The organism is Pseudobdellovibrionaceae bacterium, assembly GCA_023898385.1.
Taxonomy (GTDB): Bacteria; Bdellovibrionota; Bdellovibrionia; order Bdellovibrionales; family UBA1609.
Window position 1 is genome coordinate 1,482,988 of the sequence record CP060220.1, and the last position, 14,253, is coordinate 1,497,240.

General features: G+C 47.0%; 12 protein-coding genes and 1 tRNA gene. 7 read left to right on the forward strand and 6 right to left on the reverse strand.

The genetic code is table 11. The annotated features are described in order from the left end of the window. Positions 1–60: 60 nt before the first annotated feature. Positions 61–1,179 (reverse strand): porin family protein, encoded by a 1,119-nt coding sequence (locus tag H6626_06555; protein ID USN48747.1) that lies wholly within the window; start codon positions 1,177–1,179, stop codon positions 61–63. Positions 1,180–1,432: 253 nt separating this feature from the next. On the opposite strand from H6626_06555, the gene H6626_06560 reads away from it, so the two are divergent. The 3 genes from H6626_06560 to H6626_06570 all read left to right on the forward strand — a co-directional run bounded on the left by H6626_06560 (position 1,433) and on the right by H6626_06570 (position 2,511). After that, positions 1,433–1,519, forward strand: a tRNA-Leu gene (locus H6626_06560). Between the two features lie 29 nt (positions 1,520–1,548). Continuing rightward, the gene (locus tag H6626_06565; GenBank protein ID USN48748.1) at positions 1,549–1,947 is read left to right on the forward strand and encodes a high-potential iron-sulfur protein; all 399 of its coding nucleotides are present in this window, start codon (positions 1,549–1,551) and stop codon (positions 1,945–1,947) included. Positions 1,948–1,989: 42 nt separating this feature from the next. Continuing rightward, positions 1,990–2,511, forward strand: a complete 522-nt coding sequence (locus tag H6626_06570; GenBank protein ID USN48749.1) for a hypothetical protein — start codon at positions 1,990–1,992, stop codon at positions 2,509–2,511. Positions 2,512–2,559: 48 nt separating this feature from the next. Here H6626_06570 and H6626_06575 read toward each other — a convergent pair whose 3' ends face one another. The 3 genes from H6626_06575 to H6626_06585 all read right to left on the reverse strand — a co-directional run bounded on the left by H6626_06575 (position 2,560) and on the right by H6626_06585 (position 7,974). Further along, positions 2,560–4,353, reverse strand: a complete 1,794-nt coding sequence (locus H6626_06575; protein USN48750.1) for a S8 family serine peptidase — start codon at positions 4,351–4,353, stop codon at positions 2,560–2,562. A gap of 326 nt (positions 4,354–4,679) precedes the next feature. Next, positions 4,680–6,005: an ATP-binding protein gene (locus tag H6626_06580; protein ID USN48751.1), complete on the reverse strand. Its 1,326-nt coding sequence runs from the start codon at positions 6,003–6,005 to the stop codon at positions 4,680–4,682. Between the two features lie 451 nt (positions 6,006–6,456). Next, a complete protein-coding gene (locus H6626_06585; GenBank protein USN48752.1) occupies positions 6,457–7,974 on the reverse strand; it encodes a SurA N-terminal domain-containing protein in 1,518 nt (505 codons plus the stop codon). A 126-nt stretch (positions 7,975–8,100) separates the two neighbouring features. Here H6626_06585 and mreC point away from each other — a divergent pair, with 126 nt between their 5' ends. The 4 genes from mreC to rodA all read left to right on the forward strand — a co-directional run bounded on the left by mreC (position 8,101) and on the right by rodA (position 12,696). Beyond that, positions 8,101–9,003 carry a rod shape-determining protein MreC gene (gene mreC / locus H6626_06590; protein USN48753.1) on the forward strand — a complete coding sequence of 301 codons (903 nt, stop codon included), beginning with the start codon at positions 8,101–8,103 and terminating at the stop codon, positions 9,001–9,003. Beyond that, a complete protein-coding gene (locus H6626_06595; GenBank protein ID USN48754.1) occupies positions 9,000–9,545 on the forward strand; it encodes a hypothetical protein in 546 nt (181 codons plus the stop codon). The genes mreC and H6626_06595 overlap by 4 nt, the downstream gene beginning before the upstream one ends. A gap of 74 nt (positions 9,546–9,619) precedes the next feature. Beyond that, positions 9,620–11,578: a penicillin-binding protein 2 gene (gene mrdA, locus H6626_06600; GenBank protein USN48968.1), complete on the forward strand. Its 1,959-nt coding sequence runs from the start codon at positions 9,620–9,622 to the stop codon at positions 11,576–11,578. Continuing rightward, entirely contained in the window at positions 11,575–12,696 is a 1,122-nt protein-coding gene (rodA, locus tag H6626_06605) for a rod shape-determining protein RodA (protein USN48755.1), read from the forward strand. Before mrdA ends, rodA begins: the two co-directional genes overlap by 4 nt. 480 nt (positions 12,697–13,176) lie before the next feature. Here rodA and H6626_06610 read toward each other — a convergent pair whose 3' ends face one another. Beyond that, positions 13,177–13,470, reverse strand: coding sequence for a hypothetical protein (locus H6626_06610; GenBank protein ID USN48756.1), 294 nt, complete (start codon positions 13,468–13,470; stop codon positions 13,177–13,179). A gap of 321 nt (positions 13,471–13,791) precedes the next feature. Further along, positions 13,792–14,115 (reverse strand): thioredoxin, encoded by a 324-nt coding sequence (gene trxA / locus H6626_06615; GenBank protein USN48757.1) that lies wholly within the window; start codon positions 14,113–14,115, stop codon positions 13,792–13,794. Between the last annotated feature and the right edge of the window lie 138 nt (positions 14,116–14,253).

The window sequence follows — 14,253 nt, forward strand, 5'->3', positions numbered from 1 at the left end:
GATCAGAGTCCGGCAGGTCAGAGGAAAACCGTCAATAGTCGGTCATTTTTGCAACATGAACTAGAAACGAGCTTTGGCTGTTACCGAAAGAATCCAATAGTCCGTTTCTTGTAGCATGTAGCGAGCACCCGTAAAAGTAGCCTGGTTCCAGTAATCATTAGAATCGGACCAGTTATCTATATTCATGTAATACTTAAAGCTTCCGCCCAATGAAAACGATCGCGAAAGCTTCACATCGGCACCACCCACTATCCCAAAATCAAGGGCCGACGTATTGTAGCTGGTGTCGTAGGGCGATCCACTGTTGTAAGCCGCAGTTGGCCCATAGCCTGAGCCATAACTATCTTTGTACTTGCGGTAAGTGTAACTCAACACTCCGCCCGCATAGGGCTGAAACGTTCCACGAGTGAAGTAAAATATTCCGCCACCTTCCATATTGTACTGGTCTACTTTTTCTTTCGCCCAACTATAACCATAATTCTGAATCTCAAATTTTGAGTACGTGAAACCACCAGTCACCGCAAAATTGCGGTCGATGTTATAGTCACCGGTAACACCCAATGCGATATCACCATCGATTTTAAAGGGCAGGTCCCCAGAATAATTGGGCAACCCCAAGCTTCCACCCATAGCGAAGTACTCTGCGCTTTTGGCTTTGATGGCCGCTTCGACTATCTCGCTTGATTCTGTGACCTCTACCACGGGCTGCGGAACCACCTGCTGCGGAGCCACGGCAACGACACCCACTTGGTTATTGCTTATTGTTGTGGTCTGCGCCTGGACACCCACCGTGTTTACAGACTCGTCTCCGAAGGCCGCGCCAAATATTCGCTCAGACCGCCGCCTTTCATCTTCCATGCGATCTTTTTCAAGACGCTCTACAATCTTTTGCTCAGTGGCCAACTCCGCCTCTTGACGTTTTCTGCGCATCTCGTCACCCGAGCCGCGGACGAGTGGAGCTGCTTCCACATATGTTGTTGGCTGCGTCACCACCTGTGCCGTGGGCTGTGCGGGCTGAATAATTACCATGCCCTGTGCGCGCGTGTTTACGGGGGTTTCTGCTAGAATCTCCCGTTGTAGGTCTGCATCTAATATTTCTTGATTATATGCTGGCTCCACTTGGGCCCATGAAACGGCGCTAACCAGCAACAAACCCATACCGACGATTTGATTTTTCATTGTATTTTCCTCCATCTCTTGCCCCAAATGGGACAAAACGTACTTCCAACCTTGACTGCACCTACAGCAACTTGTATGCCGCAATACGTCCAAGCCATTTGCGTCATAACTCCTTGAAATGGCCGGCTTTTGGCAGACCCTGAAGTTCTTACACGTTGTCGAACTCCAAAACAGAACTTGAAAAATCTTCTTGAGTTGCTCGGCGGCCTTCATTACATTCGCACCCGTTTGTAATTAAAAACTAAATGCAAATGGCTTCTTGGCGGAATTGGTAGACGCGCTGGATTCAAAATCCAGTGGGGGCAACCCCATCCGAGTTCGAGTCTCGGAGAGGCCACCATTTGTTAACAATATCAAGGAGTACGTCACATGTCCCAGAACTTTATTTCCACCCGACGCGGTTTTATTAAGTCTGCTTTTGTTGTCACCGGCGTTGCCGCTATTTCTTCTTTTATTGGCAAATCTGTGGCCTGGGCCTCAAAGACGCTCATTGATATGAGTAAAAAATCGGACCCGGTGGTTCAGCGAGTGGTCAAAACTTTATCTTATGTGGCTGACGCCAAAGACTTGGCAGGCCTAGTAAAAACCAATGGCGGAACTCTTGCCGAGAAAAAAGATAAAGCCGGAAAAGTAGTTCCTCCTGAAAAGCAGTATTGCATGAACTGCACGTTCTACACGGGCGATGATAAGCAAGGGGCCTGCGTGTTAATTCCTGAACACAACGTACACGCTCACGGGTCTTGTGCCTCTTGGAATTCAAAAGTTTAAATTGAATTTGAAATTAAATAATACCATTAAGGAGTCACAGCTATGAAAGCCATCTTACGTCGGATATTTTTCGCATTCACATTGTTACTGACGTCATCGGCTTGGGGGGCATCAGCCAGTGATACACTCTCCAAGTATGACCATTTTGCCAATTTAGGCGTGAGTTTCTCACGAGGTGGCCTGGCTTTAAGTGCCGACTATGAATATCCCATGCATCAAACCTTTGGGCTTGGCGGCTTTTTTCGTATGAACCAAAAGAGTGAAGACCCAGCCGTCACTGGCGCCACGATGCTTGGGGCATTTATTCGCCCCCATTTTCATCGCCGTGGTTGGGACCTCTATGTGGCCCCCGGCTTTGGATTAATGATGGTGGACGCACCCAGCACCGGTGAAGATGAAACGGCACTCGGGCCATCGATGGCCGTGGGACTCCTCTACCAACTCACTGACAGCATTGCTGTCGGCAGTGAATGGTTTATGGCCACGCCGTGGTTTGCCAGCAGCACTTTACGTGGCAACCAATTAGTGAACGACATCAATGCTCGGGTCCGCTTCGCGTTCTAGTTAATACTTGAGTCAATGAGGTCTCGCCTCCTTGGAGGCGAGCGCCCGTTAAGAGGCTTTAGTTAGATTCTTTGTCCAGTTTTGGATACGATCCAATACAGATGTTCGGGCTTCTTCAAACTGCACACCGTAGGACTTGCGAGCTTCAGACCAAACCACTCGCCCTTCCACTTGTAGGTCATCACCGCCATCTGGACTTGAAATGGTCATCTTCACAATTCCGCCCTGTTCAAGTAGAGCGTCGGTATCGAGTTTCACACCACCCATTGATAGAGAACTGATTGAAGCCACAAGCTCGCGCTCACCGGATTTCACGGTGACGGCCGTATTAACCACAAACCGCTCGTATTGACGACGCGAAGGCTGTTGTCGTCGGAGGATCGATGCAATGGCCAATGGCAACAACAACAGTCCAATCACTAGGCCAATATACCAAAGGCTTGGTGATGGTGTGGCGCCCGAGCCCGGGCCGCCTTTATTAAAATCTCGGTAAACTTTGGTCACTAAACCACAACCACCACCAGAGGCTGCTGCTGACGCCAATCCCCGATCGGCCATCGAATAAGAGGGATCATTGGAATAAAGCTCGGCCACTCGTGCCTGGTCCACGGCACTTTTCACATTCACCCGCGCTTCGGTGGCCACCTTATGGTTTAAGGATGAGGCATGGTCACCCTTAGACATAATAATATCTCTAATTTGATATCCTCGCATCTGAGGTGATTCGAGCTTCATTAATGCTGCTACACCGGCCACAAAGGGAGCGGCCATGCTGGTGCCTGAGGAAGTTCCATAGCTATTACCCGGCACTGTGCTTAGTACGAATACGCCTGGACTTGCCAAATGCACCGACAAGAAACCATAGTTTGAAAAGCTAGCTAGGTAGTCACTGTCGTCAGTGGCAGCCACTGAAATCACGTTGGGCACGTCCAGATTAGCTGGATACATCGGAGTGGAATCATTGTCTTTACCACTATTTCCTGCAGCTACCACAAAGCTTGTTCCGGCGTTGTAACTATAGACAACGGCTTCGTGCAAAGATTTACTATAACTTGGCCCGCCCCAAGAGTTGTTCAAAACTTGGGCGCCATTGTTTACAGCATAATAGATGGCCTTAATAGCATCAGATGTTTTTCCAACGCCTTGACCGTCTAAAAATTTAAGGGGCATTATTTGTACCTTTGACTCATCAAAAGGAGTTTGAAAAATATCGAGCCCTGTACCGAGAACAATCCCTGCCACATGGGTGCCGTGGCCATCATCGTCGTACATATTTCCGTCACCCGTTACAAAGTTCCAGCCATTTACATCGTCAGTAAAGCCATTGCCGTCATCGTCAATGCCGTTTCCTGGAATTTCACTGGGATTAGACCAAATAGCATGCGAGTCCACAAATACTTCGTGGCTGGTATCGAGGCCCGTATCAATAATAGCCACAACAGGTTTTGGCGGAGGCGTTGAAAGTGTGGACCACACTTCGACCGCTTGAATGGGCGCTCCGGTAGCTAAATACCCACCCCCAGCAGCCATGGTTTGAATCTCTGATTTTGAAAATGTCTCACTCAATCCGGTAACTGAGGCTTTTCGAATGATGTAATTGGGCTCGGCGTATTCAACGGTGGGATCCGACTTCAGCTCTTCAACAATTTGGTGAACTGATTTGCCGCCTTTACCGGATTTAAAACTGAAGTGATAAAGATTGAGGCGGCCCCATTTATTTTTAAGAGCCATGTTTTTTGAGGAATAGGCCTTGCCCAAAAAGGCATAAGAGTCCGTAGTGCCCTCATCGGCCTTAAGCTTCACAATGACTTCGCCTTCAACATAGTCCTGTGCCCATGCCAAATGACCCCAAGCCATACTAATACTGATAATAGCCCCTAACAAACGGAGCAGACGTGAGTTCCCCATACAGTATAGGTATCGGACAAAAGTCTAAAAACCTTAGGAGAAAAAGCAGGCCCAGCTCAAATAAAACCGATCTGGAAAAGATTTTTTATGTCGAACTTCTAGGCGCTACAAAGGGGCAACACTTGCCCCTTCCAACTGCTTAAAAAATCGAATGGAACCGCCTCCATTCTTCCTCTGTTTTGCGTCGACTTTGAGCTTTTCATTTAAATAGCATAGGTTGTAACCTGTGCAGGGTCACCAAAACGGACTCCCCAACAAATTTAGGATGAATACGCCCTCGCGGCCAGAAACACCGCATACAAAGGAATAAATAATTCTGCTCTCGAGCGCTCATACGGCCTGAGTGACAAGCGCACTCCGATCTTAGTTTGCGGTTTTTCCTTCATAAACACTCGCAAACTTTTAGCGCTGCCGCGATGGCCGCTCTTCACTTCGATGGGGATTACGTGGCCGCCTGACCCTTCTATTATATAATCCACCTCGGCCATTGCCCCAGGCTTTTCTCTCATCCAGTAATAGAGTTGTGCTTTTTGTTTTGGGTCGAAATAGGCGATTAACTCTTGGCCAACAAATGCCTCCGTTAGATATCCTAAGTTTGTGTACTGCCCTTCAAAATCCACGATCCATTTTGCATAATCCAAACCATGTAAAGCTTGGGTGAGAGCGATATCTAAGAATATCACTTTAAACTTTTTTGAATTCATCTCAGCCCCCAAGGGGATTCCATTACCCGACGAATGATAAATTCTATGCATAACAGCCGCTTTTGCAAGGAGGTCCAATGCTGGGGATAACTCCCTCGCTTTGTAATGCTCTGATATTTTGGCATAGGTGAACTTTTCGCCAAGAACAGCTGGCAATTTGTCAAATATAAGATCTAAATACTTAACCTGATTTTTCTTGGCATATTTTTCAAAATCATCCTTGTACGACTGAACCAAGTTTTGATGGATGGCCATGCAGGCCTTGATGTCTTGGGTTTCACACCACATTTTCACTGCCTCGGGCATGCCGCCGACCACAAAATAAATCGATAAATGCTCTATTAACTTCTGGTGAACAACACCATTCACTTCTTCTAGCAAATTCTCATGTCCCAAGCTCTCAGTGAGTTTTCGCGTATTGCTTTGTGCCTCTAAAAACTCTAAAAACGACATGGGGTACAGATGCAGATACTCCACGCGGCCCACCGGCACGCCCACCTTTTCAATAGTAAAATCGATCAGTGAACCTGAGGCAATAACATGCAATTCAGGCAACTTTTCATAAAAGTAGCGTAGAGACTTTAGTGCCTCTGGGCATTCGTTGACCTCGTCAAGAAATAACAATGTCTTGCCCGGTACGATTTCAACACCGGTCACAATGGATAGGTCCCGTAGAATTCGGTCCACATCTAGGTTTTTGCTAAACACCGTTTTCAAATCCGGCCGCTCTTCGAAATTTATTTCGCAGTAATGTTCGAAGTTTTTGCCAAACTCACGCACGACGTAGGTCTTACCCACCTGCCGAGCCCCTTTAAGCACCAAGGCCTTGCGGTTGCGGCGATTTTTCCAGTTCTCTAACTGTTGATTTAGGTGTCTTTTCATAAATTCAATTATTCCAGCAGGTTAACAACTTTTTGTATATTTTTAGGGGGTTACAGTCATATATTCGCACATTTTTAGGGGTTAAAAAAGGCCAGAATTGCACAATTTTAGGGGTTAAGATAGAGTTAACCCGTGTTTTGAATATACCACTACAACGCCAATTTACTGGCGACAAAAACTGAATTTTGAGTCTTTACCATGGTAGCGTAGCTGAGTGGACCGTGAAATATGCCAATGTTTGTTCAGACAAAAGAGAGAGGACGGGAGCCGGGGTCAACCTTCGCACGGATGAAGTGGACCGCATGAAAATTGCTACGGCTACTGGAGTTTAAACATGAAGACCAGAAATCTCCAGCCAAACGCCACAAAAGGTGAGGTGAACACACCACCATAGGGTCAGGTGAAAGTTATAGGTCGCTACAAAGGGGCAACACTTGCCCCTTCCAACTGCTTAAAAAATCGAGTTGTTACGGCGGATCTTTGCCTGTTCTTTGAGGCCCTCTTGCCAGTCTTCCAGGGCCTCGTTGGCCCGAGGTGAGCCAAAAAAGCTCACCTTTGATTTGTCATCCGTGGGTTTTACCTCGGGCATAACCACAGACTTGATTTTGACCACGTGATATCGTCCGTCGATGTTAGCGAGTTCGGGTAAGTGTTTGCCCACTTCAGGTGTTGTCATGAGAGGCTCTAGCGATTTCCATTGTCGCAACTTAGGAATGGAATCACGATCGAGTGCAAACTCACCGGTTTCTTCCCATTTAAAATTGTGACCCGAAGCCCAGGCGCTTATTTTTGCCATATCTCCATTTTTCAACCACTCTTCCACTTGACTCACTTCAGAATCCACCCGGCCCGAAGCCATTTCTTTTCTTGCTATTTCCTGTTTTACGTCATCAAAGCTTTTATAGTCCCCGCCTTTACGCTCTTCAATTTTAATAAGGTGAAAGCCAAACTGGGTCTGTACCGGGCCACTGGTTTGCCCCACCGGTAAATTAAATGCCACCTCATCAAACTCCGGCACCATCCGACCTCGGTTGAAAAAGCCCAGGTCGCCTTGCTTAGTTTTTGTTGCCATATCTTCGCTGAACTCTTCAGCCAATTTCGCAAAATTCTCAGGATTTTGCTTTAGCTTTTCTTCGATCTTCTGAATCTGCGCCAGAGCCTTGTCTTCTTCGTCTTTGTTGCCCTGCTTGGCTTTTATCAAAATATGCCGAGCCCGGGTTTGCTCTGGATTTTTATATTGCTCTTTGTCTTTATCGTATTTTGCCTGCAACGCTTCTAGATTTTTTGAATCTTGAATGTAGGCACCCACTTCTTCACTTGAAATCGCTTTTTCCACGGCTTTTTCAAGCTGGGCCCGGTCAAAGCGCAAGTACTCAAGGTTAAACTTTGTGTCTCTGGCTTGTTGTTCCAACTGGTCCTCGGCTTGACTGGTGGCCACTCCCTGCACAAACAGCTTGGCCACAGTTTGTGCGGCCATGTCTTTTCGTAAGCGTTTTTCAAACATACCCGGGGTTTGCCGCGTGTAAGTGATGTAACGATCATAAAGCTCCCGCTGGAATCGACCGTCTTCTTGAAAGGCCGCGATGTTGACGATGGTCTCACGCAGCTCATCATCCACGACCACAAAACCTTGGCTTTTAGCCGCCTGCGACAATAACTCTCGATTGATCAACTCACCGATAGCCCTTTCAGCCAACTGACCGTAGTACTTTTTTCTTTCTGAGGCCGGCAATCCTGCAAGTTGCTTTTCATATTGCTCTCGCAACCGGTCGTAGTGGCTCTGAAAGTCGGCCACAGAAATCACCTGGCTGTTGACTACTGCGGCACCAGTGCCGCCGCTCACTCCACCAATATCCATTGGAAAAAAACCAAAAAATACAAAAACTAAACAGATCGTGCCAAAGACAACGTAGGCGACGACGCCCTTTGCCGTCTTCCCGCGAGTGGGTTTTCGAACCTTTTCCAACATGTATGGCCTCCCCAAACAAAGAAAAATAAGAGCGACCAGCTTCACCATTTTTATTAACTTTTTCAAGGAGATTTGTTGGAATCAACCGCGCCATTTGCTACTTTTATGCTTTGGAGGGGAATTGCTATGGGCTTTTTCACAACGGAAATTAAAAAATTTGTTTTGACCGCCCTTGTCGTCTCCATGTCGCTCATCGCGGTAAACATGCAGCAGAGTGTCGAGGATTCCCCGTGGTATTTGCGCCCCTTTTCTGTGGCCGCTGGATTAGTTCAAAATGCCTATTCTGGGTTCAGTTCAGGAGTGCGTGGCACCGCCGCCTTATATTTAAACCTTGTCGATATTAAAAAACAAAATCGAGAACTTTTGAAAACCAACGCCAAGCTCACAACCGAGTTAGGCGACATGACGGAGCTGCGTCTTGAAAATGAAAGACTCAACGATTTGCTCGCCTTCAAAAAGAAAACGACCATGGATTTACTGGCCGCCAAGGTGATTGGTCGGGATCTTATGCCCGATCACTATAGTGTCACCATCAACCGCGGCACCCAACATGGAGTGAAAAAGGGCATGGCCGCTATTACCGTTGGAGGCATTGTTGGGTATGTGATTCAGCCCGAATTATTAACAGCACAAATTCTTTTGCTTCCGGATCGCTATGCTTCTGTGGATGCCATCGTTCAACGGTCGCGAGCCCGTGGAATCGTGCAGGGCCTGAGTAAGGACACCTGCCGCATGGAGTATTTGCAACGCGGTGACGATGTAGTTGTGGGAGACTTAGTCGTCACAAGCGGCCTACAAAATATATTCCCGAAAGGATACCCCGTGGGAACAGTGACCCAGGTGAGGAAGAATCGCTACGGAATCAGCCAAGATGTGGAGCTACAACCGGCGGTGAACCCCTTTACCATTGAAGAGTTGTTTATTGTTTTAAATACCAATAACGAAGATTTCACTCCGCCTCCGCCTAAGCAAAGCCTCGTCCCTGGCAGAGCTCTTCCCTCTGGTCGCCGGCCGGCGGAGGGCACATGAACCTTCGGACGCTGACTCTGCGTTTAGGCAACTATGGTTTTTTTTGGATTTGCGCCATCGCATTGACGGCTTTTCAGTCCGCTCTTTGGTTACAGCTGTTCGGTTACACCTCAAGCCCTTATGCGTGGATAACTGTACTGGCTTTTTGGTCCATCTACCGCTCAGCTGTTGAAGGTCTGGCAATGGCCTACCTCCTCACTCTCACTGTGGCCCCCTTTACGGCCATGTCCCTGGACCTGATTTTGTTTAGCCATGTGTTTTTGTTTTTTTGCAGTTATATGCTGAGACAGAGAATTTACTGGCCAGGTGCCACTTACTTTATGTTGGTGTGTGGCTTTATGGCCATGCTGTTGCCTTTTGCTCACCTTGTGGGTTCTTGGGTGCTCGACGATGCTGAGAGTGCCAATTTTTTGTTTTTTGAATGGATTATGAGAACGCTCTTAACGACTCTAATGGGACTTCCTGTTTATTCGCTTTTTGTTTGGTTGGATCGGTTCACTAAAAAACCTCTTCCCCAAGAAGCTCGAGGAGACTTGCTGTGAGTCCCAATCTTCGAAACTCGGAAGACGAAGCTCGAGAGCTTGCCCCTCGCTTGCGAATACTTTATGTCGTTTTGATGATATCTACCGCGGTAATTTTTTCGCGGCTCTGGTACTTACAAATTATAAAAGGCCACGAGCTCAGTTCGTTTTCGGAGAAAAACTTAATCAAAGCTATTAAGCGTCCTGCCGAACGAGGGCTGTTCCTAGATCGCGACGGTCAAATACTGGTTGAGAATTTACCAGGCTACAACGCTGTGATCTCTCCTCAATATGCTAAAGATTTACCGGAGTTGGCAAAAGCCATGCAGCCGGTTTTGAAAATACCTGCAGATACCATAGTTGAACTGGTCAAAAAGAGTCGCCGCCAGAATGGGCCTTTCCGCAATGTGGTGATCAAAGAAAATCTAACTCTCGATGAGGTTATAAAACTAAACCATATTCGGTTTGAACAATCTGGCTTAGATATAGAAGAGGTGATTTTGCGTCATTACCCCCTCAAAGAAAACGGCGCTCAGTTATTAGGATATGTGGGTGAGATTTCGAAAAGTAAAATTCAAACTCTTAACAAAAAATATGCCGATGAAATCAAAAATGGAAATCACCTTGATGCTTTTGAACAAGGAGACATCGTTGGCAAAAATGGGTTGGAACGAGTCTGGGAAGCCGAGGTGCGTGGACGCCGCGGGCTTAATTTTGTAGAAGTGGATGCCCGAGGCCGAGAGCTGAATCGTTCTGACTCAAAGTTTTTAGGCTTAAAAGATAAACCCGAAAGCCATGGTCACAACTTGGTTCTCACTCTTGATCGCGACCTGCAAGAGGCGGCCTACCTTGCAATGCAACGCCAAGATCACATTGGCCCTCGAATTGGGGCCTTGGTGGCAATGAAATCGAACGGTGAAATCTTGGCCTGGGTGAACACGCCCTCCTTTGACCCCAATGAATTTTCACTGGGAATCTCTCAAGAAACCTGGTCAAAGCTTGTGAATGACCCCAATAAACCTCTGCGCAATAAAGTGATCCAAGATCATTATGCGCCTGGCTCCACAATCAAGCCAATAATTGCATCAGCAGCATTGCAAGAAAAAGTTATCGAGAAAAACACCGTGGTGTTTGCGCCCGGATCCATGCGATACGGGCGCAGAACCTACCATGATTCTTTAAAAGGTGGCCACGGAAACATCACCGTGAGAGAGGCCATTGAGCGATCCAGCAATATCTTTTTTTATAAAATGGGTATTGAGCTTGGGATCGATAACATGGCCAAGTACGCAAGCCTTTTGGGCCTTGGACAGAAAACAGATTTACAAGTGCCCAACGAAGTTTCGGGATTGTTTCCCACGTCTAAGTGGAAGCTTGATGTAAAAGGAGAACCGTGGCAACCCGGAGAAAACTTAAGTAACGCCATTGGGCAAGGGTTTGTGCTTACAACGTTGTTACAAATGGCCGTAGCCTACAATGCCATTGGGCTTGAAGGAAAAGTCTATAAACCCTATTTAGTTAAAAAGATCATCAGCCGAGACAATAAGCTTTTAGCTGAGTTTCAACCTGAGATGATTAGAGATGTTTCAAAGCCCAACGCCGAAGGGGTTTACGTCTCGCCTGCGCACCTGAAAACCGTGAAAGAAGGCATGTGGGCTGTGGCAAATGGCGCTCGAGGCACCGCGCGCTACTGGAAAATCCCTGGCGTTGAAATGGCCGGCAAAACGGGAACAAGCCAAGTCATGTCATTTTCTGCAGACCAAATTTACAACAAATGTGAAAAGCGGCCTTTTTTTGAAAGGCACCACGGATCCTATGTCGGCTTTGCTCCGGCGGATAAGCCAGAAATCACAGTGGCGGTATTGGCTGAACATTCCTGCCACGGCTCTACAGGAGCAGCTCCCATTGTTCGTGATGTCATCCAAGCCTACATGGAAAAATACCATCCAGAGCGTACAAAATCGAAATCATCTACCACTGCAGACAAACCTCTCGTCCGCCATGATGAAGTGCCCGACGAAGATCAGCTCGACGAGGAGACCATCACACAATGAGAACGGGCCTACAGGTTCAAGAACGCACTTTTTTTCGCCGAATGGATATCAACTTCGCCTTGGTGATTTTGGTTTTAAATATAATTGGGCTAATCAATCTCTACAGCGCCACACATGGCGTTTACATCACGTCTTCATCGAAGCTTTTTTGGCAGCAGCTATTTTGGTTGGGTGCTGGATGGTCCCTGTTTTTTGTTGTCACTGTTATCGACTATAAGTTTTTTAGTCGAGCCGCCTACATTTTGTACGGACTCAATCTTTTGGCTTTGGTCGCGGTGATGGCCTTCGGTAAGACTTTTTATGGAGCCCAACGCTGGCTTGACCTAGGTTTTTTTCGTTACCAGCCCTCAGAAACTATGAAGCTCACGGTGGTGCTAGTGCTGGCGAAAGTACTTTCGCAACCGCAGCCGCATCAGGGCCTTGGGTTTAGAGGTTTGGCTTGGCCACTGGTCATCACACTTTTGCCCTTTGTCTTAACGGTACGACAACCCGACCTGGGCACGGCTTTATTGATTGCTGCCATATCGGGATCGATGATTTTATTTGTTGGAGTGAGAAAGTCTATTTTAGTTCTGGCCACGGTCAGCTGTGTAGTAGCAGCCCCTCTGGTGTGGAGTTTTGGTTTAAAGCCTTATCAAAAAAGTCGCATTCTCACTTTCTTAACACCAGGTAAAGATCCCCGCGGGGCCGGATACAACAGTATTCAATCTAAAATTGCCGTGGGTAGTGGTAAGGTTTTTGGAAAAGGTTTTCGAAAAGGCACCCAGTCGCAGCTTGAGTTTTTACCAGAACGACATACAGATTTTATTTTTAGTGTTTTGAGTGAAGAACATGGGTTTGTTGGCAGCGTCTCCACCTTGGGTTGTTTTTTAGTGTTATTTCTAATGGCTCTTCGCATAGCGGCCCAAGCTCGGGACCGGTACGGCATGCTTATTGTGGTCGGCGTTGTGGCCCTTATTTTTTGGCATGTGTTTATTAATCTAGGTATGGTCATTGGCATTTTGCCTATTGTAGGGGTTCCGTTGCCGCTATTGTCCTATGGGGGATCCAGTATGATCACCACCATGGCGGGGTTGGGTATTGTTTCCGCTGTGGCTTACCGGCGGTATTTGTTTTAAGTTTAAGGCAGCTTATAACTCAATCACATGAACAAAAAGGTCTTTCACTCCGTCGTTATCGTCGTCCAAAGTGTATTGGGTGGCAAGTTTGCCGCGACCTTAAATCTGTAAGTTTTGACTAGTTGAAATGAGTCATCATGGACTTTGGAGTGTCTTGGCCGACCAAAGACATTTTGACCAATCTCAGAAATAATTGCTCCACCTTGCAAACGTCTGTAGCTTTCTTTCGACACTGTCCGAGTTCGTTGTTGCCATTCAAAATGATTGTATACTTTCGTCGATTCCTCTTAGATATCTGTATTTGGCCTTTTCATGACTTGGATAGCCCTTTGCTTGTAAACTCAATGCGGTGAATCCAACAATGGCTGCTGTGGCTAGTTGTAATTTCATTCTGCCCCCCCTGTGGGTTGTTTTGTCCGTTTGATTGGATTTCGCAACCGGACGGGGATTTGTGACAGAATATTTTGGTTTTAAATTAAATTACTGGCAAGAAATCACGGCCGTGGCTTTTGCTGTAAACCGACTGCTTGAATATTTTCTGGTAGACGACCATTTCATGCCCACTACAAATTCGCCGCCCAACTCATGGCAATCGGCCTCGGCTTGCTCCACAAGTTCATCACGCATTTCTTGAGCCAGCTTTCGAGCTTTAGCCGCCTTTATTGACTTGGCCTCAGTCCGAACCGTTCTTTCTTGATAGAATCCCTCTGGAATTTCTGCAAACGCTGAAGTCACAGATACACTCAATAATGCCAATACCATCCATTTTGTCATTGAATCCCCCTTATGTTTTTAAATATGGTTACTTTATAAACTTAAGAAAAGATCCAAGCAAAAAAAACACCTAGATGTTTATCTACTGAAACGCAGTTGAAAGCTGATTGATTTCTCAGGCCCCCAGTTTAACTTTGATTGACTTGGCGTTGAGTACAGTTGAGCGCTCTTCCAGAAAAAGTCGGCATCTGCAGCGCCATACAAATCAAAACTAGTCTGGTACTTTTGACTTTTGAATGAGGCGCACACCCATAAAACTTTGGCTGCCTGCAGGTCGCAGGGCCAACTAACGCCATGCAAATCAAAATGGAACCGGGTACCTTAGAGATGTTGGTTGATCATTGCCACAATGTTTTCTTTGGGCTGGTTTCCGACCACTTGGTCAACCACTTCGCCACCTTTAAAAAGAATCATTGTGGGGATACCGCGAATGCCGTAACGGCTTGGGGCACTGGGGTTTTCGTCCACGTTCAGTTTAACCACTTTCATTTTGCCGACCATTTCCCCAGAGATCTCTTCCAACTTAGGACCAAGGGCTCGGCAAGGACCACACCACTCTGCCCAAAAGTCTACGAGTACAGGCTGATCTGAATTAAGAACGGCAGTTTCAAAATTGGCATCGGTTACGGCTTCTGGTTTGCTCATTTTTTCTCCATGGATAATCAACAACAAGGCCCCAAAAATATCAGATCCGCCGGGGGCTGTCGATGGCTTCTCTGCCCTATGCCCACCTTACGCGTCGCACCACCCCGACTCTGGGCCAGGTTTTCTGGCCATCACCTC